Annotated in this window: 23 protein-coding genes; 8 read left to right on the top strand and 15 right to left on the bottom strand. The window is 71.9% G+C overall.

Annotated features, from left to right (window positions below; translation table 11 throughout):
- The first annotated feature begins 157 nt into the window (after positions 1–157).
- The 3 genes from ACIBEC_RS07895 to ACIBEC_RS07885 all read left to right on the top strand — a co-directional run bounded on the left by ACIBEC_RS07895 (position 158) and on the right by ACIBEC_RS07885 (position 2,686).
- A complete protein-coding gene (locus ACIBEC_RS07895; RefSeq protein WP_360492602.1) occupies positions 158–949 on the top strand; it encodes a hemerythrin domain-containing protein in 792 nt (263 codons plus the stop codon).
- A gap of 223 nt (positions 950–1,172) precedes the next feature.
- Complete coding sequence (locus ACIBEC_RS07890) at positions 1,173–1,574, top strand: hypothetical protein (protein ID WP_360492599.1); 402 nt, start codon at positions 1,173–1,175, stop codon at positions 1,572–1,574.
- Between the two features lie 149 nt (positions 1,575–1,723).
- A complete protein-coding gene (locus ACIBEC_RS07885; protein ID WP_360492596.1) occupies positions 1,724–2,686 on the top strand; it encodes a DUF1152 domain-containing protein in 963 nt (320 codons plus the stop codon).
- 64 nt (positions 2,687–2,750) lie between these two features.
- Here ACIBEC_RS07885 and ACIBEC_RS07880 read toward each other — a convergent pair whose 3' ends face one another.
- Both ACIBEC_RS07880 and ACIBEC_RS07875 read right to left on the bottom strand, forming a co-directional pair.
- A complete protein-coding gene (locus ACIBEC_RS07880) occupies positions 2,751–3,296 on the bottom strand; it encodes a DUF1707 and FHA domain-containing protein (RefSeq protein WP_360492593.1) in 546 nt (181 codons plus the stop codon).
- A gap of 136 nt (positions 3,297–3,432) precedes the next feature.
- Positions 3,433–4,005: a DUF1697 domain-containing protein gene (locus tag ACIBEC_RS07875; RefSeq protein ID WP_360492590.1), complete on the bottom strand. Its 573-nt coding sequence runs from the start codon at positions 4,003–4,005 to the stop codon at positions 3,433–3,435.
- Positions 4,006–4,146: 141 nt separating this feature from the next.
- On the opposite strand from ACIBEC_RS07875, the gene ACIBEC_RS07870 reads away from it, so the two are divergent.
- The gene (locus ACIBEC_RS07870) at positions 4,147–4,617 is read left to right on the top strand and encodes a pyridoxamine 5'-phosphate oxidase family protein (protein WP_360492587.1); all 471 of its coding nucleotides are present in this window, start codon (positions 4,147–4,149) and stop codon (positions 4,615–4,617) included.
- Positions 4,618–4,646: 29 nt separating this feature from the next.
- On the opposite strand, the gene ACIBEC_RS07865 is transcribed toward ACIBEC_RS07870, so the two are convergent.
- A complete protein-coding gene (locus ACIBEC_RS07865) occupies positions 4,647–5,003 on the bottom strand; it encodes an arsenate reductase family protein (protein WP_360492584.1) in 357 nt (118 codons plus the stop codon).
- A 197-nt stretch (positions 5,004–5,200) separates the two neighbouring features.
- On the opposite strand from ACIBEC_RS07865, the gene ACIBEC_RS07860 reads away from it, so the two are divergent.
- Positions 5,201–6,292, top strand: coding sequence for a PP2C family protein-serine/threonine phosphatase (locus tag ACIBEC_RS07860; protein ID WP_360492581.1), 1,092 nt, complete (start codon positions 5,201–5,203; stop codon positions 6,290–6,292).
- Positions 6,293–6,334: 42 nt separating this feature from the next.
- Here ACIBEC_RS07860 and ACIBEC_RS07855 read toward each other — a convergent pair whose 3' ends face one another.
- The 4 genes from ACIBEC_RS07855 to ACIBEC_RS07840 all read right to left on the bottom strand — a co-directional run bounded on the left by ACIBEC_RS07855 (position 6,335) and on the right by ACIBEC_RS07840 (position 10,271).
- A complete protein-coding gene (locus ACIBEC_RS07855) occupies positions 6,335–7,105 on the bottom strand; it encodes an FAD-binding oxidoreductase (protein WP_360492578.1) in 771 nt (256 codons plus the stop codon).
- A gap of 37 nt (positions 7,106–7,142) precedes the next feature.
- Positions 7,143–8,384 (bottom strand): MFS transporter, encoded by a 1,242-nt coding sequence (locus ACIBEC_RS07850; RefSeq protein WP_360492576.1) that lies wholly within the window; start codon positions 8,382–8,384, stop codon positions 7,143–7,145.
- A 79-nt stretch (positions 8,385–8,463) separates the two neighbouring features.
- The gene (locus ACIBEC_RS07845) at positions 8,464–9,717 is read right to left on the bottom strand and encodes a hypothetical protein (RefSeq protein ID WP_360492573.1); all 1,254 of its coding nucleotides are present in this window, start codon (positions 9,715–9,717) and stop codon (positions 8,464–8,466) included.
- Complete coding sequence (locus ACIBEC_RS07840) at positions 9,714–10,271, bottom strand: hypothetical protein (RefSeq protein ID WP_360492570.1); 558 nt, start codon at positions 10,269–10,271, stop codon at positions 9,714–9,716. Before ACIBEC_RS07840 ends, ACIBEC_RS07845 begins: the two co-directional genes overlap by 4 nt.
- 208 nt (positions 10,272–10,479) lie before the next feature.
- Between ACIBEC_RS07840 and ACIBEC_RS07835 the strand changes: the two genes are divergently transcribed.
- Both ACIBEC_RS07835 and ACIBEC_RS07830 read left to right on the top strand, forming a co-directional pair.
- The gene (locus ACIBEC_RS07835; protein ID WP_360492567.1) at positions 10,480–11,061 is read left to right on the top strand and encodes a TetR/AcrR family transcriptional regulator; all 582 of its coding nucleotides are present in this window, start codon (positions 10,480–10,482) and stop codon (positions 11,059–11,061) included.
- Positions 11,058–11,585, top strand: a complete 528-nt coding sequence (locus tag ACIBEC_RS07830; RefSeq protein ID WP_360492564.1) for a dihydrofolate reductase family protein — start codon at positions 11,058–11,060, stop codon at positions 11,583–11,585. The genes ACIBEC_RS07835 and ACIBEC_RS07830 overlap by 4 nt, the downstream gene beginning before the upstream one ends.
- A 173-nt stretch (positions 11,586–11,758) precedes the next feature.
- Here the strand turns inward: ACIBEC_RS07830 and glnA are convergent, their stop codons facing one another.
- The gene (gene glnA, locus ACIBEC_RS07825) at positions 11,759–13,171 is read right to left on the bottom strand and encodes a type I glutamate--ammonia ligase (RefSeq protein WP_360492561.1); all 1,413 of its coding nucleotides are present in this window, start codon (positions 13,169–13,171) and stop codon (positions 11,759–11,761) included.
- Positions 13,172–13,457: 286 nt separating this feature from the next.
- Between glnA and ACIBEC_RS07820 the strand changes: the two genes are divergently transcribed.
- Positions 13,458–13,925, top strand: coding sequence for an RDD family protein (locus ACIBEC_RS07820; RefSeq protein ID WP_360492558.1), 468 nt, complete (start codon positions 13,458–13,460; stop codon positions 13,923–13,925).
- A 159-nt stretch (positions 13,926–14,084) separates the two neighbouring features.
- Here the strand turns inward: ACIBEC_RS07820 and ACIBEC_RS07815 are convergent, their stop codons facing one another.
- The 7 genes from ACIBEC_RS07815 to ACIBEC_RS07785 all read right to left on the bottom strand — a co-directional run bounded on the left by ACIBEC_RS07815 (position 14,085) and on the right by ACIBEC_RS07785 (position 21,621).
- A complete protein-coding gene (locus ACIBEC_RS07815) occupies positions 14,085–14,783 on the bottom strand; it encodes a DUF4191 domain-containing protein (protein ID WP_396287787.1) in 699 nt (232 codons plus the stop codon).
- Between the two features lie 100 nt (positions 14,784–14,883).
- Entirely contained in the window at positions 14,884–15,081 is a 198-nt protein-coding gene (locus ACIBEC_RS07810; protein WP_360492552.1) for a hypothetical protein, read from the bottom strand.
- A 192-nt stretch (positions 15,082–15,273) separates the two neighbouring features.
- Positions 15,274–16,227, bottom strand: a complete 954-nt coding sequence (lipA, locus tag ACIBEC_RS07805; RefSeq protein WP_360492549.1) for a lipoyl synthase — start codon at positions 16,225–16,227, stop codon at positions 15,274–15,276.
- Positions 16,228–16,458: 231 nt separating this feature from the next.
- Positions 16,459–17,229, bottom strand: coding sequence for a lipoyl(octanoyl) transferase LipB (lipB, locus tag ACIBEC_RS07800; protein WP_396287816.1), 771 nt, complete (start codon positions 17,227–17,229; stop codon positions 16,459–16,461).
- 95 nt (positions 17,230–17,324) lie between these two features.
- A complete protein-coding gene (locus ACIBEC_RS07795) occupies positions 17,325–19,235 on the bottom strand; it encodes a GAF domain-containing protein (RefSeq protein ID WP_360492543.1) in 1,911 nt (636 codons plus the stop codon).
- Positions 19,236–19,301: 66 nt separating this feature from the next.
- Complete coding sequence (locus ACIBEC_RS07790) at positions 19,302–20,729, bottom strand: MFS transporter (protein WP_360492540.1); 1,428 nt, start codon at positions 20,727–20,729, stop codon at positions 19,302–19,304.
- A 130-nt stretch (positions 20,730–20,859) separates the two neighbouring features.
- Positions 20,860–21,621, bottom strand: a complete 762-nt coding sequence (locus tag ACIBEC_RS07785) for a 3-hydroxybutyrate dehydrogenase (protein ID WP_360492537.1) — start codon at positions 21,619–21,621, stop codon at positions 20,860–20,862.
- Positions 21,622–21,911 lie beyond the last annotated feature (290 nt).

The following is a 21,911-nucleotide window of genomic DNA, read 5'->3' as shown; positions in this document are numbered from 1 at the left end:
GCAGGCGCCGCGAAGCGTTGCGTCCGCTCCCATAAACGCCCTGACCTGCGCGTCAATCGGACATTGATTCGCTTCTGATCGACTGCGGGCACCTTGGCTGGGGTGGTCCTCACCGGCCGCCACCACCCGTCCTGCCCCAAGCCGTGAAGAGAGTGCCATGCCCATCCACCTGCTGCCTCAGCCCGCCCCCGCCGTGCCCGCGCAGGGGCAGTCCGGCGCCGACCCCCTGGGCGCGGACGCGCACGGGCGGAGCGCGGACGACGACCTGACCACCGTGCGGTTCGCCGGGCTGCGGCTGGTGCACGCCGCACTGCGCCGGGACCTCGCCCGGCTGCCCAACGCGCTGCGGCTGCTCCAGCCCGACGAGGAGGACAAGGGCGAGGCGCTGCTGCGGCACTGGACCTTCATGACCGCGATGCTGACCTGCCACCACGAGCAGCAGGACACCAGGATCTGGCCGATCGTGCGCCGCTTCGCGCCCGAGCTGCGGCTCCTGCTCAACTGGCTGGAGGCCGACCACCACAACCTGGACCACTCGTTCACCCGGGTCACCACGCTGGTCCGGATCGCCAGCCGGGACACCGGCAGCGCCTGGCCGGTGGCGTACGCGATGGAGGACCTGGCGGCCCGCCTGGAGACCCATCTGCGGATCGAGGAGCGCCAGTTGCTGCCCCGGATGGACCGGGTGGTCGCCGACGGCTCACGGCTCGGCGGCCTCGGGGAGCTGCTGGACCTGCTGCGTGCGGCGGACGGACCGGGAGCGGCGGACGCGCTGGCCTGGCTGCTGGACGGCGTCGAGCCGGCCGCGGTGGAGCGGCTGCTGGCCGAGTGCGACGACGACGTGGCCCGCAACTGGCCGCACTGGCAGGCGACCTACCAGCGCTGCACCGCGCCGCTGTGGGGGCCGGTCGGCGAGTCGGAGGGCGACCTGGGGATCATGGTCGACTGACCGTCGGGCGTTTTCGCGGGCCGTCGATCTACGCGCGTGGCATGAGCCTGTGGCATATGCTGAGGAGTGTCGGCCATCGGTCCATCGGTCAACTCCCGGCGCCCCCTAGGGATTCGACCCAGCACTCTCGGGGTTCGGCCGCCCGGCCGATCCGGGCCGCACCAGGGCAGGCCTCCCGCCGACGGCCGATGGCCGGCTGTGTCCGGGCCACTACCGTCGAGATATGACCACAGCGAGCAGCACTCCCAAGGCCCACCGCACCAGCCTCCGGACCCGCTTCCGCATCGGCTCGGCGATCCTCGCCACGGGTGCCGTCCTGACACTCGGCGCCGGACTGGCCGCCTGTGAGGGCGGCGTGGCGCTCTGCCTGGACGACCACAAGTGCACCGTCGGCATCAAGACCGACGGCGCCGACGCCTCCAAGACCGTCAAGGTCTTCGGCGGCGACAACCCGATGAAGATGACGATCGGCCACATCACCGACAGCTCGGCCGAGGTGACGATCGGCGACACCAGGAAGACCGTCGACAAGGACTCCGAGACCGCCGTCGGCAACGTCCGGGTCACCATCCGCAAGGCGGACAAGGGCGACCACTTCGCCGAGGTGCACGTCGAGCGCGACTGACCCTTCCCCGGCGCTCACCTTGCCCCCTCCACTCTCCTCGGTTCTTCCGACCTTCCCCGTTCCCTTCGGCCTTCCCCGTTCCCTTCGGCTTTCCCCGGTTCCCCTGGGCCGCCCGGGCCGCCTGGGCCCCCGGTGCTACCGTCCCGCCGGTGACCTCTCTGCTGCAACCCCCGCTGATCACCCGGCTGCTGGCCGCCGAACGCATCCTGATCGCCGGAGCCGGCGGCGGATTCGACGTGTACGCCGGGCTGCCGATCGCCCTCGCCCTGCGCGCCGCGGGCAAGGAGGTCCACCTCGCCAACCTCTCCTTCACCCACCTCTACGGCCTGCCGCTCGACGTCTGGGCGGAGCCCGACGTGGCCATGATCCGGCCGGACACCCCCGCCCCCGAGGGCTACTTCCCGGAGCGCACGCTGGCCCGCTGGCTGCACCTGCACAGGATGCCCGACACCGTCTGGGCCTTCCCGTCGGCGGGCGTGCAGCCGCTGCGCGACGGCTACCGGGCGCTCGTCACCCGGCTGGGCATCGACGCCGTCCTGCTGGTGGACGGCGGCACCGACATCCTGATGCGCGGCGACGAGGTCGGACTCGGCACCCCCGAGGAGGACATGGCCAGCCTGGCGGCGGTGGCCGGCCTCACCGAGGTGCCCGAGCGGCTGGTCGCCTGCCTGGGCTTCGGCATCGACGCCTTCCACGGCGTCAACCACACGCTGGTGCTGGAGAACCTCGCCGCGCTGGACCGGGCCGGCGGCTACCTCGGCGCCTTCTCCATCCCGCGCGACAGCCGGGAGGGGGCGCTCTACCTGGACGCCGTCGAGCACGCCCGGGCCGCCTTCCCCGAGCACCCCAGCATCGTCAACGGCTCGGTGGCGGCGGCCCTGCGCGGCGAGTTCGGCGACGTCCGGTTCACCGAGCGGACCAAGGGCAGCGACCTGTTCGTCAATCCGCTGATGGCGATGTACTTCGGCGTCACGGTGGAGGCGCTGGCCGCCGAGCACCGCTACCTGGACCGGCTGGAGCGCACCGTGGTGACCCGCCAGATCGCCACCGTCATCGCGGAGTTCCAGGACGAGCTGCCCCGACAGCGGCCGCCCCGGCAGTTCCCGCACTGAGACCGTACGGGCGGCCGGCGGCTGGTGGCTTCCGGCCACCGGCCTAACGGCCGGCGGCGCGCGGTCAGGAAGCGGCGAGCCGGAACTCCAGGTTGCCGAACCGCACCTGGTCGCCCGGCCGGACCCGGACGCCGCCCGCGATCCGGCGCCCGTTGACGTGCGTGCCGTTGGTCGAGCCGAGGTCGTACAGCACCCAGCCGCCGTCCTCGTGCCGGAGTTCGGCGTGGTTCCGGGAGACCGAGGCGTCGTGCAGCCGCAGTCCCGAGCCGGGGAGCCGGCCGATTGTCAGCAGCCCGGCCCCGGTCTGCGGCAGGCTCAGCCCGGGCAACCGCTCGGTGCGCCAGGCCCGGTTCAGCCGGTCGCCGAAGGAGGAGACCCGGCCGACCGTGCGCAGCACGAAGCGCTCGACCGGCCCGCCGGTCGGCAGCCCGGCCACCGCCGCGTCCAACTCGCCGCGGCTGGTGGCCTGCAGGACGATGTCCATCCGGCCGAGGAAGGTCTCGTGCGAGAGCCGTCCGCTGCCCGCGCCGTCCTTCAGTACCCCGAGCGCCTGGTCCCGTTCGGCGTCGGAGGGCCGGACCCGGCCGGTGGGGAGCTCAGGAGGCGTCATGGCCGAATTGTCGGCTCGGCCGGCTCGGGCTGTCCAGATCACGCCGTGCGCGGGCGCGTGGTTCGTACGTCACGGCAGTCCAGACGCCCTGTCCGGCCGCGCGGTTCCGCGCCGTTCCCGCAGGCCGTACGGTCCGTCAGGCCTTGCGGGCGGCGGCCAGGATCTTCTCGGTGGTGTGCAGGAACCGGGAGGTGACCGAACCCCCGTAGACCTTGCCGAACATGTCCTTGGTGACCCACTTGCCGTCCCGCAGGTGGATCACGAGGTACGCGGCCCCCGGGTCGGCGCCGAGAACCTCGACGTCGCCCTTGGGCGTGCGGTGCGGTGCGGCGAGCTCGGCGGGCAGCGGCTCGGAGAGGAAGGCGATGACCAGCCGGACGTCCGGTGTCACCTCGACGCCCCGGAACGGCTCGGCGGCGAGCAGTTCGGCGACCTCGTCCACCGTCCGCAGCATCACCGGCACCGGGTAGCCGAGCGACCGCTCCAGGTGCTCCTCGATCCGCCGGGTCAGCGCGGCACGGTCGGACGCGGTGGCGGACCCGCCGTCGGACCCGCCGGTGGTGAAGAAGACGTTGCCGCTCTGGATGTACGAGCGGACGTTCTCCAGACCCAGCTCGGCGAAGAGCGCCCGCAGCCGCTCCATCTTCACCGTCCGGCCGCCGACGTTGATAGCCCGCAGGAAGGCGATGTACGTGGTCGTGGTGGTCACCCCGCCAGTGTGGCACCGGCCTGTGACAACGACGTGTGACAGCGACGCGTGACAACTGTGTGTGACGACGGCCCGGCCCGGTGCTGCGCGGCCCCGCTGCGACGAACGGTGGTCGTCAGCGCCGGGTGCCAGACTGGCGCCATGGCTACCTGGCAGGATTTCGAGCAGCAGGCTCCCGATCTGGCGCCCCTGGTGCGGGCCCGGTTCGAGGCCAACAAACACCACGTCCTGGCAACGCTGCGCAAGGACGGTTCGCCCCGGGTCAGCGGGACGGAGGTCGAGTTCGTCGGCGACGACCTGTGGCTCGGGTCGATGTACGGCGCGGTCAAGGCGCGCGACCTCCAGCGCGACGCCCGCTTCGCCCTGCACGCGCACCCGGGGGACGAGACCATGGCCGGCGGGGACTCCAAGGTCTCCGGCCGGGCCGTCGAGATCACCGACGAGGCCGAACTCGCCGCGTTCGCCGCCGATCTGCCCGAGCCGCCGCCCACCCCGTTCCACGCCTTCCGGCTGGAGCTCGAGCAGGTGGTGCACACCGCCGTCGAGGGTGAGCACCTGCTGGTCCACAACTGGCACCCGGGCCGGCCGGTGGAGCGGATCCAGCTCCACTGACCGGTCGGGTCCCGGGCTCGGTCCGGGCCCTACGGCAGCACGGACCTGAGGGCCTCGGGGGTGCGGGCCACGACGGCGTGCCCGTCGTCCGCGGTGATGATCGGGCGCTGGATCAGGATCGGGTGCTCGGCCATCGCCGCGATCCAGCGGGCCCGCTCGCCCGCCTCCCGGGGCCAGTCCTTCATCCCCAGGTCCTTCGCGGCCTGCTCGTCGGTGCGGGTGATGTCCCACGGCTCCAGGCCCAGGCGCCCCAGCACCTGCTCCAGCTCGGCCGCGGTCGGCGGCTCCTCCAGGTAGCGCCGCACGGTGTACTCGACCCCGGCGTCGTTCAGCTCGCCGAGCGCCGCCCGGCACTTGCCGCAGCGCGGGTTGATCCAGATCTCCATACCGGCCAGCCTACCGAGCCGCCGGCACCGGTCCGGGTGACCGTGCGCCGACGCTCGGGAGCGACGTCGGGCCCGGCTCCGCAGGACGGGACGTCCGGCCGTTCGTGGCTGGGCCGTCCGTGGGAGAGCATAGAGGGACGAAAGCGTCTATTCCGGACTTATCCTCCCGGAGCGGCCGCCAGCCAGGAGGTCCCGCCGTGCCCACAGCGCCCCGCCCGTCGCGCCCCGCCGCGCCGGAGTCCCGGGTGCCGCGCTGGGTCCCGTGGCTCCCGGTCGTCCTGCTGGTGCTGGACCTGACCGCCGAGGCCGTCGTCCCGGACGCGGTCGCCGCCGGCTTCCTGCTGACCGCGCTGCCCGTGGTGGCCGCGTTCAGCTACGGCCCGGTGCTGACCGCCGCCGCCACCGGCGGCTCCCTGGCGCTCCAGCTGGTCCTGGCCCTGCGCGCGGGCCACATCAACGAGCAGCACCACGTCTGGGTCTACATCGCCACCCTGCTCTCCGGCGTGATGGGCACCGTCCTGTCGTGGCAGCGCACCCGGCAGAACCGCAATCTGCTGCAGGCCCGTACGGTCGCCGAGACCCTGCAGCGCATCGTGCTGCGGCCGGTGCCCGAGCGGGCCGGCGGACTGCGGGTGGCCGGCCTCTACCGCTCGGCCCAGGCCGAGGTACTGGTCGGCGGGGACCTGTACGAGGTGTGCGACACCCGTTTCGGCGTGCGGGTGCTTCTCGGTGACGTCCGAGGCAAGGGCCTCGGCGCGGTCCGTACGGTCGCCGATGTCCTCGGCGCGTTCCGGGCGGCCGCGTACGACACCCCGGGGCTGGTCGAGCTCGCCGACCAACTGGACCGCGCGGTGCTGCGCGACGCCGCCGACCGCGGCGACGACGAGCTGTTCGCCACGGCCGTCCTGCTGCAGTACCGGCCGGGCTCCGACTGCGTGGAGATCGTCAACCGCGGCCACACCACCCCGCTGCTGCTGACCGGCGGCACGATATCCCCGGTGCCCTGCGCGGACGAGCTCCCCCTGGGCCTGGGCCACCTCGGACCCGCCGAGGAGCGCGGCAAGCCGACCACCGTCGCCCTGCCTCCCGGCCACACCGTGCTGCTCTACACCGACGGCGTCAGCGAGGCCCGCGACGCCGCGGGCGCCTTCTACCCGCTGGCCCCGCGCCTCGCCGCCCTCGGTACCACCGTGCCCGACCGGCTGGTCTCCTTCCTGGCCGAGGACGTCCACCGGTACGCCGGCCTGCTCGCCGACGACCTCGCCGTCCTCGCCCTCACGCCGGAATGACCCCGGCCCGCACCGGGGGCGGTGCGGGCCGGGGTCAGCGCGTCACAGCCCCGCGAGGGCCGCCACCACGAAGCGTTCGCAGTGGATGCGGCGCCGTTCGATCCCGGCGTCCGCGAGGAACGAACCGACCGTGGCGACCAGGCCCGCCGGTCCGCACAGGTAGTACTGCAGCTCCGGGTCGGTGGTGGCGCAGCCCGCCGCCGCGATGAGTTCCGGCAGCCGCTCGGGGTCGATCCGTCCGGTGCGCAGCGGGTCGGGCCCCTGCTCGCGGGAGAGGACGTGCAGCACCGTGAACCGCTCGGCGAAGCGGTGCCGGAGCTCGGCCAGCTCGTCGGCGAACAGCACGCTCGCCGACGTGCGGTTGCCGAGGATCAGCGCGAACTCGTCGCCGCGCCGCAGCGCCGCCTCGGCCATCGCGAGCACCGGGGTGATGCCGGAGCCCGCGGCGACCGCGAGGTGACGGCGGCCGGGGCGCAGGCGGAACCGGCCGGTCGGCGGCAGGACGTCGACGGTGTCGCCCGGGCGCAGCCGGGCGTGGGCGAACTCGGCGAAGCCGCCGGGGCCGAGCAGCTTGACCGCGATCCGCAGCGAGGCCGGGGCGCCGTCGTCGGCCGGCGGGGCCTGGCAGATCGAGTAGGAGCGGCAGGTCTCCTCGCCGTCCGCGTCGATGCGTCGGACCATGACGTACTGGCCCGGCTGGTACCGGAATTCGTCCCGGACGGCGTCGGGGACGGCGAAGGTGACGGTGACCGCGTCCTCGACCGGCCGGCTGATGTCCTGGACGGTGAGCGGGTGGAAATCCTGGCTACTCATCGGTCTTCCTCGGTTGCTGGTTCGGGTCGGGAGGACTTCAGGCCGCGGCGGTGGCTTCGGCCGGGCGAGCGGTGACGGCCTGCCCCTGCAGGGGACGGAACAGCAGCAGGTACGCGACGACGGCCAGCGCCGCGACCGCGAGGAAGAGCGTCTGCACCGGCAGCCACCCGCCGACCACCGCGACCAGCAGCCCGGAGAGCGGCATGGTGCTCTGGTTGAGCAGCACGATCAGGCTGATCACCCGGCCGCGTTCGGGTTCCTTGATCCAGTGCAGGCGTTCGATCCGGATGAAGACGTTGAAGAGCCCGCACAGCCCGATGCACAGGCCGTAGCCGAGCACGTAGAGCGGGAAGAGCGGGGCCACGGTGATCAGCGTGCCGCCGACGGCGATCCCCACGAACGACACGATGCCGATCCGGTAGACCGAGACCCTGCGCAGCAGCCACGGCATCAGGAAGAAAGTGGCCAGCGAGAGCGATCCGACCGTCATCTGGAGTGAGGCGAAGACGCTGTCGCTCTGCCCGAAGTGTCCGACGGTCAGGGCCGCGCCGGTCGCCGTGGCGATGCCGACCATCAGGTTGACCGTCATCGTCAGGCCGACCAGGGAGAGCAGGACCGGCTCGGCCCGCAGGCTGCGCACGCCGACCCGCAGGTCGTGCAGCACACTGCGCCGCTCGGCGGCAGCCGTGGCCGAGCTCGTGCCTGCGGCATGCGCACCGAGCCCGCGCAGTGCGAGGACCCCGCAGGCGCTGACGGCGAAGACCGCCGCGGCCGCCCAGAGCAGGTCGGCCGGACGGATCCAGATGAGCAGGGCCCCGCCCGCCGCCGGCCCGAGCACGCCGGAGCCGCTGTTGATCATCTGGAGCAGGCTCTGGGCCTTGGCCAGGTCCTCCTTCGGCACCAGCTGCGGCACGGTCGACTCCAGGGCGATGAACGCCTGGGCGTAGCAGAAGGCGCACAGCGCCATCAGTGCGGCGGTGAGCTTGAAGGTCTCCCCGGGCCACTGGCCCAGAGCCAGCACGGTGAGCAGGCAGGCCGTGGCCCGCAGGATGTCGGCGGTGGTGTAGAGCCGGCGGCCGCCGACCCGGTCGGCCAGCAGTCCGGCGAGGGGGAGCGAGGTCAGCCTGGGCAGCCATTCGATCAGGAACGCCAGTCCGGACATCGTCACACTGCCGGTGGCGTCGTAGACGATGAGCGGCACCGCGAACTGCAGCAACTGGTCGCCCAGCGTGGAGAAGACGCGCGAGCCCAGGAAGACCCCGATGCGCCAGGTGTACATTCCGCCTCCTCGGGACGGTTGCGGTGCGCCCTGACGGTGCGTCACCGGATGATGGTCGGTCACCGCCCTCGGAGGTCGGTCACCGCTCCTGGAGCGTGATCCGCGCCTCGATCGCGGCGGCGAGCCCGTCGAGCCGGTCCACCAGGGTCTTGGCGTGGTCCGCGACCAGGACGATGTGGCCGACGAAGCCCGCGTTGTCGGTGATGCCGGCGCTCACCCGGTCCGCGGGCGACGCGGAGAACGCCGCCCGGTGGAGCGGGATGTCGAGCGAGTCGGCGAGCTTGCGGACGTCGGGCAGCGAGGCCAGGGCGCCGTCGCCGGGGGCCCGCAGCATGCGGATCCCGCTGAACGCGCGCGGCTCCGGACGGCCGGGCCGGAACTCGCCGGTCACCGCCCAGTGCAGCCATTCCCGCCAGGGGTCGAAGTCCTCGAAGGACAGCCTGGCGAGGTCCCAGATGTGCATGCCGGCCGGGCGCATGTTGGTCTCCACCGCCGAGACGCCCTCCTCGCGCAGGAACAGCTCGTTATGGAACGCGCCGTTGCCCGGCGAGACCAGCTGCCGGACGTGCTCGCCGGCCCGGTCCAGGGCGGCGGCCTGGTCCGGCTCCAGCGGGGCCGGCACGATCTGCTGGATCTCCGCGCGGAAGCGGTCCTGGGTGGTGTGCTTCTCGGTGAGCCACCGGGTGCCGCCGACGAAGTCCCAGCTGTACTCCTGGGCGTCGCGCACCAGCGTCTCGACCAGCACGCCGGAGTCGTGGTACGGCGCCAGCGCCGCCCAGATCTCCGGGCACCGGGTGAGGCCCGAAACCACCTGGCAGCCACGGCTGTTGCCCTCGTTCGCCGGCTTGACGAACGCCGTGCCGCCGAGCCGGGCGACCGCTGCCTCGAACTCGCCGAGGGAGTGGGCCGGCAGGCTCAGCAGCGGCTGGAACCCGTCCGGGTGCGTCGTGGTGGCGGCGGCTTCGAGCCCGCGGTAGTGCCGCTTGTCCAGGCCGGCCGCGGCCTCCTGCGGTTCGGCGCCGGGCAGCGCGAAGTGCCGGGCCAGCCACGCGCCGAGCGGGACGCCGCGGTCCGAGAAGGGCAGGATGCCGATCGGCCGCAGGCCGAGCCGGCGCAGTTCCTCGGCGATCGGCCGGGCGGCGTCGGCCGACTCGACCGCTCCGAGCGGGGCGACCAGGACCACGTCGGCGGCGGCGTGGTCCTGCGGCTTCGCCTGCTCCGTGATCAGCACGATCTTCGCCCGGTAGGTACCGTGGCAGAGGTCGCGCAGTTTGGCGACGTCGTAGATCCGGGTGTTGTTGTATCCCGTCACCACGAAGCACGGGCTGCTCATCGCTGCTCCATGACTGCCTGCTGGGTGAGGATCTCGCCGAGGGTGTGTCGCACCTCGGCCGCACTGCCCTGCACGAATCCGGACAGCGGCGTCGCCGCGGTGGCGTAACTGATCCGGCCCGCGTGCGCGGCAGGGCGGGTGTTGCGGACGAAGGAGTGCAGCCGCTTCCCGAACCGGTCCGGATCGAAGTCGATGGCCGCCTGCTCGGTCCGGTGGTGGCCGGGGAAGACGAACCAGCCGTAGTGGTCCTGCGCCGGGCGCGGCTCGATCTGCCCGGTGTCGCCCCAGAGTTGGTAGCGCAGGTCGGCCTGGTAGAGGTCGATGCCGGTGCGCAGTTCGAAGGTCTCCGCGACCCCGGCCCCGCCGATCCGGCTGGCGGTCTCCAGGAAGAGGAGCCGGCCGTCCGGCTCGCGGATGGCCTCGAAGTGGAAGCAGCCGTTGCGCTGCCCGAGAACGGCCAGGGTGCGGCGCAGCAGCTCGACGGCTTCCGGCTCGTCGGGCGTCTGGGCGGAGCCGAGCGGGCTGCCGTGCGCGTAGGCGAGGCAGTCGCCCACGTAGACGCTGCTGACCAGGGCCGCGATCTCTCCGTCGCGCAGGCAGCCGTCGAGGTGCCAGCATACGGACCGGCGGTCCGCTTACAAGGTCGAGTGTCGGCGGACGACCCCCCTCGCCAGTGCTCCCGTGGGCACCCGACCTGGGGGCGCGTTTATAACTGAAGAATCATTTATAAACGTGTTACGGTGGACGCGAAGGAGGAAGCACATGCCACGACCACGCACCACCAGCGACGCGGAGATCCTCGCGGCCACCGCGCGCGCCATCGGCGCGCACGGGCCGGGGAGGATGACCCTGGCCCATGTCGGGGCGGAGGCAGGCGTGTCGCCTGCGACACTGTCGCAACGCTTCGGGTCCAAGCGGTCGCTACTGCTGGCGTTCGCGGCCGACGCCGCGAAGAACGCCGCCGAGCCCTACCGGCGGGCCCGGGCGGTACACGACTCGCCGCTCAAGGCCCTGCATGCGGCGGCGACCGAGTTCGCCGGGTACATGGCCACGCCGCAGGAGATGTCCAACCACCTCGGGATGCTCCAACTCGACCTCACCGACCCCGACTTCCGCACCTTGGCCGCCGCGCACACCCATGCGGTGGACGAGGCGCTGCGGGAACTGCTTGCCGAGGCCGTCAAGCGCGGCGAACTCGCCCCGGGCACGGACGTGCCGCGCCTGGCGCGCGCCGTGAAGATCACCACCGACGGGTCGCTGCTGCGCTGGGCCCTCACCGGCGAGGGGGAGCCCGCGGCCCTGCTCCACGACGACCTCGACCATCTTCTCGGGAGGACTCCATGACCTTCAGCGCCACCGTCTTCGTCGGCACCAGCCTCGACGGGTACATCGCCCGCCCGGACGGCGACATCGACTGGCTCGACGAACGCGGCCGGAAGGCCGGCGACCTCGGCTACACCGACTTCCTCGACACCGTCGACGCGGTCGTCATGGGCCGCAACACCTACGAGAAGGTCCTCGGCTTCGGCGAGGACGCCTGGCACTACGGCGACCGCCACGTCGTCGTGCTCAGCACGACCCTCCCCGAGGACGCCGACCCGCGGATCACCGTCCACCGCGACCTCGGCGCCCTGATCGCCGACCTCGACGAGCGCGGCATCAGGCACGTCTACCCCGACGGCGGCCGCCTGGTGCAGAGCTTCGTCCGCGCCGGCCGTGTCGACGCGTTCATCATCAGCGTTGCCCCCGTGCTCATCGGTTCCGGGCTCCAACTGTTCGGCGAGCTGGCCGAGGACGTCCCCCTGCGCCTGGAGTCAGCCACCAGTGCCGGCGGGTTCGCCCAACTGCGCTACGCGGTCGAGAAGTAGCCGGACCCGCCTCGGCTGACCCACGCGGACACGTGGCGCCGTCGACCTCGTTCGCTGCCATTTCACATCGCGAGCCGTCGGACGGCCCCTGAAGGGCGTTTCCGCAGGTCAGGAGAGTCCCTGGCCTGCGGAAACGACGAGAGATCGAACTGCGTTTCCGCAGGTCGGAGGGCTTACAGGTCGTAGTAGAGCTCGAACTCGTGCGGGTGCGGCCGCAGGGCGATCGGGGCGATCTCGTTGGTGCGCTTGAAGTCGATCCAGGTCTCGATCAGGTCCGGCGTGAAGACGTTGCCTGCGAGCAGGTACTCGTGGTCGGCCTCCAGGGCCTCGAGGACGGCCGGGAGCGAGGAGGGCACCTGCGGGACGTTGGCGTGCTCCTCGGGGGCCAGCTCGTAGAGGTCCTTGTCGACCGGCTCCAGCGGCTCGATCTTGTTGCGGATGCCGTCGAGGCCGGCCATCAGCATGGCGGAGAAGGCCAGGTACGGGTTGGAGGACGGGTCCGGTGCGCGGAACTCGATGCGCTTGGCCTTGGCGTTGGAGCCGGTGATCGGGATGCGGATCGCGGCCGAGCGGTTGCGCTGCGAGTAGACCAGGTTGACCGGGGCCTCGAAGCCCGGCACCAGGCGGTGGTAGGAGTTCACCGAGGGGTTGGTGAACGCCAGCAGCGAGGGGGCGTGCCGGAGCAGGCCGCCGATGTAGTAGCGCGCGGTGTCGGAGAGTCCGGCGTAGCCCTGCTCGTCGTAGAAGAGCGGCGAGCCCTCGGTCCACAGCGACTGGTGGACGTGCATGCCCGAGCCGTTGTCGCCGAAGATCGGCTTCGGCATGAAGGTGGCGGTCTTGCCGTTCCGCCAGGCGACGTTCTTGATGATGTACTTGAACAGCATCAGGTCGTCGGCGGCGTGCAGCAGGGTGTTGAACTTGTAGTTGATCTCCGCCTGGCCGGCCGTGCCGACCTCGTGGTGCTGGCGCTCGACCTCGAGCCCGGCCTTGGCGAGTTCCAGCGACATCTCGGCGCGCAGGTCGGCGAAGTGGTCGACCGGCGGGACGGGGAAGTAGCCGCCCTTGTACTTGACCTTGTAGCCGCGCGCGTCGCCCTCGGCGGCGCCGCTGTTCCAGGCGCCGGCCTCCGAGTCGATGTGGTAGAAGGACGCGTTGGCGCTGGTGTCGAAGCGGACCGAGTCGAAGACGTAGAACTCGGCCTCGGGCCCGAAGAACGCGGTGTCGGCGATGCCGGAGGAGGCGAGGTAGGCCTCGGCCTTCTTGGCGACGTTGCGCGGGTCGCGGCTGTAGGCCTCGCCGGTGACCGGGTCCTGGATGAAGAAGTTGATGTTGAGGTGCTTCTCGGCCCGGAAGGGGTCGAGCCGGGCCGTGGCGAGGTCCGGCACGAGTGCCATGTCGGACTCGTGGATGGCCTGGAAGCCGCGGATCGACGAGCCGTCGAACATCAGGATCTCGGACGGATCGAAGGTCGCCGCAGGTACGGAGAAGTGCTGCAAGACGCCAGGCAGGTCGCAGAAACGGACATCGACGAACTTCACATCGTTGTCCTGGATGTACTGCTTCACTTCGGCGGCGTTGTTGAACATCCATCCTCCTCAGCGTGCGAATTGGGCTCACCCTAGGAATGGGGCGTTTCCGTCCGGTGACCCGCTCGTTTCCTCGATGTTAACCGCGTCCCCCGGGCGGGCGGCAAAGACGTACGGGAACGGGCAAAACGCCCCGCCCACCTGGGCGGCTTCTCGCAAGTGGTCTGGACCACTGGGAAGGCCGCGGGGAACGCGCCGCAGGCGGGATTCACCCGGTCGGGGACGGCGCCCCGCCCGGAGGGGTGCCGGTGACGGTGCGCGCCGTCAGCCCGGTTAGTGTGGATTCGTGGACACCAGAGAAGCGTTGGGATCGTGGATCGACGGCCCTAAGGCGGCCGCCGAGAAGATGGGCGCCGACTTCGGCCACCGCGGCGAGCGCCTCGGACTGCCCGAGGAGGGCTCCGGCTCCCTCGCCGGCCCCGGCCGCCGGATCGGCGCCCTGCTCGTGGACGGCTGGCTGGTCGCCCTGATCTCCTACGGCCTGATCGCCCGCGGCGACCAGGCCGAGGCCAACCTGTGGACCAGCCCGCTGTACTTCCTCGTCGCGGCCCTGCTGCTCGCCACGACCGGTACGACGGTCGGCAAGCGGCTCTTCGGCCTCCGGGTGATCCGCCTGGACGGCGGCCGCGCGACCATCCCGCAGGTCCTGCTGCGCACCCTGCTGCTCTGCCTGGTGGTGCCCCCGCTGGTCTGGGACCGCGACACCCGGGGTCTGCACGACAAGGCGGTCGGTACCGTCGAGGTCCGGATCTAGGCGAGGCCCGGATCCGGCACCCACCGCATGGCGCGCACCGCACGGCACCCACCGGATCCGGCACCCACCGGACGGCGCACAACGCACGGCGCACAACGTCGAAACGGCCCCGCCGCGGAGCTTCCGCGGCGGGGCCGTTCTGGTGTGGACGGGGGAGGGTCAGCGGGCCTGGCCGCCCTTGGGCATCCGGGCGCCCTTGGGCATCGGGCCCTTGGGGATCGGCGCCTTGGAGAGCAGGTCGCCCAGCGCGCGCAGGCGGTCGTTGGTCTCGGTGACCTGGGAGGCGGTGATGGCGCGGGGCAGGCGCATGAGGTGGATCTGCAGCTTCTTCAGCGGGACCTCACCCTCGCCGTCGCCCACCACGATGTCGTGTACCGGCACATCGCCGACCACACGGGCCATCTTCTTCTTCTCGGAGGCCAGCAGCTGGCGCACCCGGTTCGGGTTGCCCTCGCCGATCAGCGCGATGCCGGCCCGGCCCACCGCGCGGTAGACCGCGTCCTGGTTACGGGTGACCGCGACCGGGGTGGTGTTGGAGCTCCAGCCGCGCCGGATGTTGTTCAGCACCGCCGCGACGGCGCCCGGCTGCCCCTCCATCTGCCCGAACGCGGCGCGTTCGGCCCGGCGCCCGAAGACGATCGCCATGGCCAGCACGGCCACGATGAAGCCCAGGATGCCCAGATAGATCGGGTGGTCGATTGCGAAGCCGATGGCGAGGAACACGCCGAAGGTCAGCAGGCCGACGCCGGCGATGATCAGGCCGATCTTGGTGTCGACCTTCTTGGTCATGGTGTAAGCCAGGCGGATCTGCTTCAGTCGCCCGGGGTTCTCGGATGTTTCCCTCGCCATAACGCTCATGGTACGTGGCAGGGGTACGGGATATCCAAGCCCGGGTACCCGTTCGCCCGAACCGTGACCCGTGTGCCCGTACGCCGTCGCACACAGCGACGCCGGAATCTCACCCCGGTACGGACCGGGCTGCCGCCGTCCCCGCGCTCTCCACCGCCATCGCGTCGTGCCGACGGTCCGCCGCGTGCCGGCGGTTCTCGCACACCGCCGCCCAGGCGTTGCGCCGCGCGTGCCGCTGGCCGGGCGCCAGCAGGACGCTCTCGGCGAACCGCAGCGCCACTCCTACCGACCGGATCCGCATCCCCATGCCGAACAGCTCCTCTCGTGGCTGAGAAGAATCGAACGCTCGCTGGACGTCCATCATCCCCACCCCGTGTTACCAGCCCGTGACCAGGCAGTCAAAGTGTGGTGAAACGTCGAGGGGCGGAGCCGCAGCTCCGCCCCTCGAATGGCTCAAATGGCTCGAACCCGATCAGCGGCTCGAACCCGATCGCGACCGTCAGACCGCGGCCTGCTCGCGCCGCTCCAGCGCCTGCCGGTACAGCCGGCCGGCCCGGTACGACGAGCGCACCAGCGGGCCCGACATGACGCCGGCGAAGCCCAGCTCCTCGGCCTCCTCCTGGAGCTCGACGAACTCGTGCGGCTTCACCCAGCGCTCCACCGGGTGGTGGCGCAGCGAGGGGCGCAGGTACTGGGTGATGGTGATGAGCTCGCAGCCGGCGCCGACCAGGTCGGCGAGCGCCTGGCTGACCTCCTCGCGGGTCTCGCCCATGCCCAGGATCAGGTTGGACTTGGTCACCAGTCCGGCCGCGCGGGCCTGGGTGATGACGTCCAGCGAGCGCTCGTAGCGGAACGCCGGGCGGATCCGCTTGAAGATCCGCGGCACCGTCTCGACGTTGTGCGCGAGCACCTCGGGGCGGGAGGAGAAGACCTCGGCCAGCTGCTCGGGCACCGCGTTGAAGTCGGGGATGAGCAGTTCCACGCCGGTGCGGCCGCTCTCGCGGTCGGCGGTCATCGCGTGCACCTGGCGCACGGTCTCGGCGTACAGCCAGGCGCCGCCGTCCTCCAGGTCGTCGCGGGCGACGCCGGTGATGGTGGCGTAGTTGAGGTCCATGGTGACGATGGACTCGGCGACCCGGCGCGGCTCGTCACGGTCGAACTCGGCGGGCTTGCCGGTGTCGATCTGGCAGAAGTCGCAGCGGCGGGTGCACTGGTCACCGCCGATGAGGAAGGTCGCCTCGCGGTCCTCCCAGCACTCGAAGATGTTGGGGCAGCCGGCCTCCTGGCAGACCGTGTGCAGCCCCTCCTTCTTCACCAGCGAGTGGAGGGCGTTGTACTCCGGGCCCATCTTCGCGCGGGTCTTGATCCACTCGGGCTTCCGCTCGATGGGGGTCTCGCTGTTGCGGACCTCCAGGCGGAGAAGCTTCCTGCCGTCGGGTGCGACAGCGGACACGTGCGACTCCTAGAACTAGACGGGGTACCCCCAGGGTACGCCTGTGGTTGTACGGCCTTCGTCGGGCCTGCCGCCCTGCAATCGCAGGGCAACACGGCTACTGGTGAGTAGATTCCCAGTGCTCGGGGGATTTCGTGCTCGGGGGTTTTCGGCGGCTGTGCGCCGGGCCGGGTCGGCGACCGGGCGCCGGCAGGGTCAGCGACCGGGTGCCGACGGGGGTCAGCGACGGGGTCAGTGGCTGAGCGCCGGTTCGGGCAGCTCGGCGAAGAGCTCCGTCAGGTGCCGCTCGACCACCGGCGCCGCCTCGGCGACGGAGAGCCCGCGCTCCAGCTCGCCGGAGAGCGAGGCCACCCCCGCGTCCCGGATGCCGCACGGCACGATCTTGTCGAACCAGGTCATGTCCGGGTCGCAGTTGAGCGCGAAGCCGTGCATGGTCACACCGCGGGCGACCCGCACGCCGATCGCGGCGAGCTTGCGGTCGTCGCCGCGCTGCCCGGCGTTGGAGGGCGCGTACTCGGGGCCGGCCAGCCGCGGGTCGATGCCCAGCGGCAGGCCCATCCGCAGGGTCAGCTTGCCGATGTCCACTACTTCGGACGGGTCGACCACGGCGTCCGGGATGGACTCGCCCAGCACCCAGACCCCGCTGCGGCCCTCGACCCGGGCGGTCCCGATGCCGAACTCGGCGGCGGCGCGGATCAGCGCCTCCTCCAGCCGGCGGACGTAGGCGATGACGTCGATCGGGTCGGGCAGCTTGACGATCGGGTAGCCGACCAGCTGGCCGGGGCCGTGCCAGGTGATCTCGCCGCCCCGGTTGACCTCGACCACCGGGGTGCCGTCGAGCGGCAGGTCGGCGGGGTTGGTGCGCTTGCCCATGGTGTACACGGACTGGTGTTCCAGCAGCAGGACGGTGTCGGGGATCTCGTCCGCGACCCGCAGCGCGTGCAGCCGCTGCTGCTCCTCCCACGCCTCCTGATACGGCACGGTGCGCTCACCTATGCCCATGTGAACAAAACGCACGTTCGCGCTCACGTTCTGCGCTCCTTGCCAGGCGTTCGAGACCAACCTCGCCACTGTACGCCCAGGCCCGGTCGAGCCCTTCAGCCGCCCGCGAGCAGCTGCAGCCGCAGCGCGAGCCGGAGTTCCAGCGACCGTTCCGGGTGGTTCCAGTCCGGCCCGAGCAGTGCCTCGACCCGGTCCAGCCGCTGGACCACCGTGTTCACGTGGACGTGCAGTTCGTCCTTGGCGCGGGTGAGGCTGCCGCCGCAGTCGAAGTAGGCGCGCAGGGTGCGGACCAGCTCGGTGCCGCGCCGGGTGTCGTAGGTGAGCAGCGGGCCGAGCGTCGCGCCGACGAAGCCGTCCACGTCGTGGCCGTCGCCGAGCAGGACCCCGAGGAAGCCGAGCGCGCGGGCCGAGGCGCCCTCACCGGCGCGGCCGAGCACCCGCAGCGCCCGTACGCAGCGCAGGCCCTCGGCGTACGAGGCGGCCAGCGCGGTCGGACCGGCGGCCGGACGGCCGGCGCCGACGGTGACCGGGAAGCCGGCCAGCCGGGCCAGCCGTTCGGCGGCCTGCCGGGCGGTCTCCTCGGGATCCTCGGCGGTGCCGGTCTCGACGGGCGCCAGCAGCACCACCGCCTCGCCGTGCTCGGCGCTGACGCCGCGGGAGCCGAACAGGTACCGCCGGGCCGCGCCCGCCAGTCGTCCCCGGTCGTTGCCGGTCGGCTCGGCGGGTTCCGCGACCACCACCAGGTGCGGGCGGGCGAGGTCGACGCCGAGCCGGCGGCCGCGCGCGGTGAGCCCGGCCGGGTCGCGTTCGGGGGCGGTGAGCAGGTCGGTGAGCAGTTCGCCGCGGATCCGGTTCTCGGTCTCGGCCACCGAGCGGCGCAGCAGCAGGAGCAGGGCGGTCACCACGCTGGCCCGCTCGAACAGCCGCCGGTCGGCGTCGTCGAGGTCGGGCCGTCCGCGCAGCACCATGGTGCCGAGCGCGTCGTGCCCGGCCAGCACCGCGCAGACCCACTGCTCGCCGTGCCGTACGGACCGTCCCTCGATGCGGGAGGCGGCGACGGCCCCGGCCAGCTCGGCGGCGGGCGCGGACCGGCCGGCCAGCGGCTCGCCCTCGGCGTCGAGGACCGCTATCTCCCCGTCCAGCAGGGCCGCGACGGCGGCGGCGACGTCCGGCACCTCGGCGCCGCGCAGCACCAGGTCGGTGAGCCGGTCGTGCGCCTGCTCGGCGCGCTGGACGGCGGCGGAGTGGGCCCGGACCAGCTCGTTGGCGGCGTTCAGCTCGGCGAGCGCGGCGCGGGTGTCGGCCAGGGACTTGGCGGTGTCCAGGGCGATCGCGGCGTGCGCGGCGAGGGTGCAGAGCAGTGCGACCTCGTCGGGGGAGAAGGCACGGGGCGAGCGGTCGGCGGCGAACAGCACCCCGATGACCTGCCCGCCGAGCAGCAGCGGCACCCCGATGATCGCCACCAGGCCCTCGTCCAGCACGCCCGCGTCGATCGTGCCGGTGTGGTGGAAGCGCTCGTCGGTGCGGTAGTCGGGGGTCGCGTACGGACGGGCGGCCTGGGCGACCAGCCCGCCCAGGCCGTCGCCGAGGCTGAGCCGCAGGGTCTGGAACAGGACGGAGACGGAGCCGTCGGTGACCCTCATGTAGGTGTCGCCCGCGGCCTCGTCCGGCAAGGTCAGGTATGCGGTGTCGGTGCCGAGCAGCATCCGGGCCCGGCGGACGATGGCCTGGAGCACGGTGTCCAGGTCCCGGGAGGCGGCGAGGTCTCCGGCGGTGTCGAACAGTGCGGTCAACTCGGCTTCGCGGCGCCGGTGTTGACGCAGGGTGCGGTGGACCCGCAGGGCCTGCCAGGTGGCGTCGTCGATCTCGGCGAGGACGGTGGCCGACGCCCCGCGGCGGCGGGCGTCGGCCAGCACGTCGGCGAAGTCCTCGGTGGCGGCGCCCGAGGCGAGCAGGTCGAGCAGTCGCCGCAGGGCGGGCGCGGCGCTTTCGTGCGGGTGGTTCATGGTGCGTGCCGCCAATCGGCGTGGGTTCGTCGATTCCGAGAAATCGCGATGGTAGCGGCTCAACCGTCAGGCGACGGCGGGCTTTTCGGCCGCCGGGGCGTCCGCCTCCGGCCCCTTTTGTCCCGCCCGCTCCTCAGACCCCTCAGGCCCCTGGGACCCCTCTCGCTCCTCGACCTCGGTGAGGTCCTGTCCCCTGGTCTCCCGTCCGCAGAGCACCGCGAGGACGGTGATCGCCGCCGCGATGGCGACGTACACCGAGATCGGGGTGGCGCTGCCGTAGTCCTTGAGCAGCGCGGTGGCGACCAGCGGCGCCGGGGCGCCGGCCGCCACGGAGGAGAACTGGGCCCCGATCGAGGCGCCCGAGTACCGCATCCGGGTGGCGAACAGCTCGGAGAAGAAGGCCGCCTGGGGCGCGTACATCGCGCTGTGGAAGACCAGCCCGACGGTGACCGCGAGGAGCAGCGACCCGAACGAGCGGGTGTCCACCATCCCGAAGAAGACGAACGCCCAGATCCCGACGCCGACCGCGCCCACCAGGTACACCGGCTTGCGCCCGACCCGGTCGGACAGCGCGCCGAACAGCGGGATCAACGTGAACTGGATCGCGGAGGCGATGAGTACGGCGTTCAGCGCGCTCTGCTTGGAGAAGTGCGCGTGGGTGACCGCGTACGTCAGCACAAAGGTCGTCATCACGTAGTACGAGATGTTCTCCGCCATCCGCGCCCCCATGGCCACCAGCACCTCCCGCCAGTGGTGCCTCAACACGCTGACCAGCGGCGGCTGCTCGGCGCGCTTCCGGTCCTTCTCCCGCTTCTGCTGCGCCGCCAGCGCGGCCCGGAACAGCGGCGACTCGTCCACCGCGAGCCGGATCCACATCCCGACCGCGACCAGTACCGCCGACAGCAGGAACGGCACCCGCCAGCCCCAGGACAGGAACGCCGCGTCCGACTGCACCGAGGTCATCAGCGACAGCACCCCCGCCGCCAGCAGGTTCCCGGCCGGCGCCCCGCCCTGCGGCCAGGACGCCCAGAAACCCCGCCGCCGCTGGTCCCCGTGCTCCGACACCAGCAGCACGGCCCCGCCCCACTCACCGCCGAGCGCGAACCCCTGCACCAGCCGCAGTGTCGTCAGGAGTACCGGCGCCGCGACCCCGACCGAGTCGTACGTCGGCAGCAGCCCGATCGCCGTGGTCGACCCGCCCATCAGCAGCAGGCTCACCACCAGCAGCTTCTTGCGGCCCACCCGGTCCCCGAAGTGCCCGAACACCAGGGCCCCGATCGGCCGCGCCGCGAACCCGATCGCGTAGGTGAGGAACGACAGCAGCGTGCCGGTCAGCGGATCGCTGTGCGGGAAGAACAGCTTCCCGAACACCAGCGCCGCCGCCGTTCCGTACAAGAAGTAGTCGTACCACTCGATCGTTGTGCCGATCAGGCTGGCAGCCACCACTCTCGGGAGTGAGGTGCGCGCAGCCGCACCGCTTGCAGAGGCCTTCATGTGCCACCACTTCCAGGGCCGGGGGGAGACGATGTCGCCACAAGGTAGGAACCCTCCGGGCGGAGTCCTATGGGGGCGGACCACATACTGTTCGGTCGGTTCATGGCGCCCGGGGCCACGGTCCCGTCGCTCAGTGCGCCGTCCAGCCGCCGTCGACCGGGAGGCTGGCGCCGGTGATGTAGGAGGCGGCGGGGGAGCAGAGCCAGAGGGCGAGTTGGGCGATCTCGTCGGGTTCGATGAGGCGTTTCACGGCGGTGCGGTCGAGCATGATCTGCTCGACGACCTCGTCCTCGCGGATGCCGTGCGCGAGCGCCTGGGCGGCGATCTGCTTCTCCACCAGGGGGGTCCGGACGTAGCCGGGGTTGATGCAGTTGCTGGTGACGCCGTGCGGGGCGCCTTCGAGGGCGACCGTCTTGCTCAGCCCCTCCAGGGCGTGCTTCGCGGTGACGTACGCGGACTTGAAGGCGCTGGCCCGCAGGCCGTGGACGGAGGAGATGTTGACGATCCGTCCCCACTCCCGCTCGTACATGTGCGGCAGGGTCCGGCGCAGGATGCGGAACGGGGCCTCGACCATGACGCGTTGGATGAGGGTGAAGCGGTCGGGCGGGAACTCGTGCACCGGCGCGACGTGTTGGAGCCCGGCGTTGTTGACCACGATGTCGGCGTCGTCCGGAAGGGCGTCCACGGCCCCGGGGTCGGAGAGGTCGGTGACGATCGCGCGCCCGCCGATCCGCTCGGCGATTTCCTCGGCCGGACCGGCCGCGAGGTCGACGACGTAGACCCGGGCGCCGGCCCCGGCGAAGGCCTCGGCGCAGGCCCGGCCGATGCCCGAGGCGGCGCCGGTGACCAGGGCCGTGCGGCCGTCGAGCGGGCGGGCTGTAGTGGTGTCCATGGCCGAGAACGGTAGGAATCCGGCCTCCCGGCTCCCATGTGGCGGACCGCCACAGCATCCCGCCGAGCTGTGGCGTCAACCACTACGACCCTCGATCGACGGTTCGACTGCGGAAGGCCAAACCCAGGGTGACCGCGCTTCCCCACAATGGGCGCGATTGCTTCACCCGTTCGGAGGATTGCTCGGTCAGATCCACCCATAGCGCCCGAATGCTCGCTACATTCACGCCGATTCCCGACAGGGGGCGCCGCCCCAGGCCGCCGAAGTGCTGGTAGAGCCCGGTGCGACGT

Source organism: Kitasatospora sp. NPDC051164, assembly GCF_044455625.1.
In the GTDB taxonomy this organism is placed as follows: Bacteria; Actinomycetota; Actinomycetes; order Streptomycetales; family Streptomycetaceae; genus Kitasatospora.
The sequence above is the reverse complement of the archived record's forward strand: the minus strand, read 5'-3'. Positions and strand labels throughout refer to the sequence as shown.

Bases quoted from the DNA above. Each gene is read 5' to 3' on its own strand.
- ACIBEC_RS07895 (WP_360492602.1), top strand. From the start codon at position 158: ATGCCCATCCACCTGCTGCCTCAGCCCGCCCCCGCCGTGCCCGCGCAG.
- ACIBEC_RS07890 (WP_360492599.1), top strand. From the start codon at position 1,173: ATGACCACAGCGAGCAGCACTCCCAAGGCCCACCGCACCAGCCTCCGG.
- ACIBEC_RS07880 (WP_360492593.1), bottom strand. From the start codon at position 3,296: ATGACGCCTCCTGAGCTCCCCACCGGCCGGGTCCGGCCCTCCGACGCC.
- ACIBEC_RS07870 (WP_360492587.1), top strand. From the start codon at position 4,147: ATGGCTACCTGGCAGGATTTCGAGCAGCAGGCTCCCGATCTGGCGCCC.
- ACIBEC_RS07865 (WP_360492584.1), bottom strand. From the start codon at position 5,003: ATGGAGATCTGGATCAACCCGCGCTGCGGCAAGTGCCGGGCGGCGCTC.
- ACIBEC_RS07855 (WP_360492578.1), bottom strand. From the start codon at position 7,105: ATGAGTAGCCAGGATTTCCACCCGCTCACCGTCCAGGACATCAGCCGG.
- ACIBEC_RS07850 (WP_360492576.1), bottom strand. From the start codon at position 8,384: ATGTACACCTGGCGCATCGGGGTCTTCCTGGGCTCGCGCGTCTTCTCC.
- ACIBEC_RS07845 (WP_360492573.1), bottom strand. From the start codon at position 9,717: ATGAGCAGCCCGTGCTTCGTGGTGACGGGATACAACAACACCCGGATC.
- ACIBEC_RS07835 (WP_360492567.1), top strand. From the start codon at position 10,480: ATGCCACGACCACGCACCACCAGCGACGCGGAGATCCTCGCGGCCACC.
- ACIBEC_RS07830 (WP_360492564.1), top strand. From the start codon at position 11,058: ATGACCTTCAGCGCCACCGTCTTCGTCGGCACCAGCCTCGACGGGTAC.
- glnA (WP_360492561.1), bottom strand. From the start codon at position 13,171: ATGTTCAACAACGCCGCCGAAGTGAAGCAGTACATCCAGGACAACGAT.
- ACIBEC_RS07815 (WP_396287787.1), bottom strand. From the start codon at position 14,783: ATGAGCGTTATGGCGAGGGAAACATCCGAGAACCCCGGGCGACTGAAG.
- ACIBEC_RS07810 (WP_360492552.1), bottom strand. From the start codon at position 15,081: ATGGGGATGCGGATCCGGTCGGTAGGAGTGGCGCTGCGGTTCGCCGAG.
- lipB (WP_396287816.1), bottom strand. From the start codon at position 17,229: ATGGGCATAGGTGAGCGCACCGTGCCGTATCAGGAGGCGTGGGAGGAG.
- ACIBEC_RS07795 (WP_360492543.1), bottom strand. From the start codon at position 19,235: ATGAACCACCCGCACGAAAGCGCCGCGCCCGCCCTGCGGCGACTGCTC.
- ACIBEC_RS07790 (WP_360492540.1), bottom strand. From the start codon at position 20,729: ATGAAGGCCTCTGCAAGCGGTGCGGCTGCGCGCACCTCACTCCCGAGA.
- ACIBEC_RS07785 (WP_360492537.1), bottom strand. From the start codon at position 21,621: ATGGACACCACTACAGCCCGCCCGCTCGACGGCCGCACGGCCCTGGTC.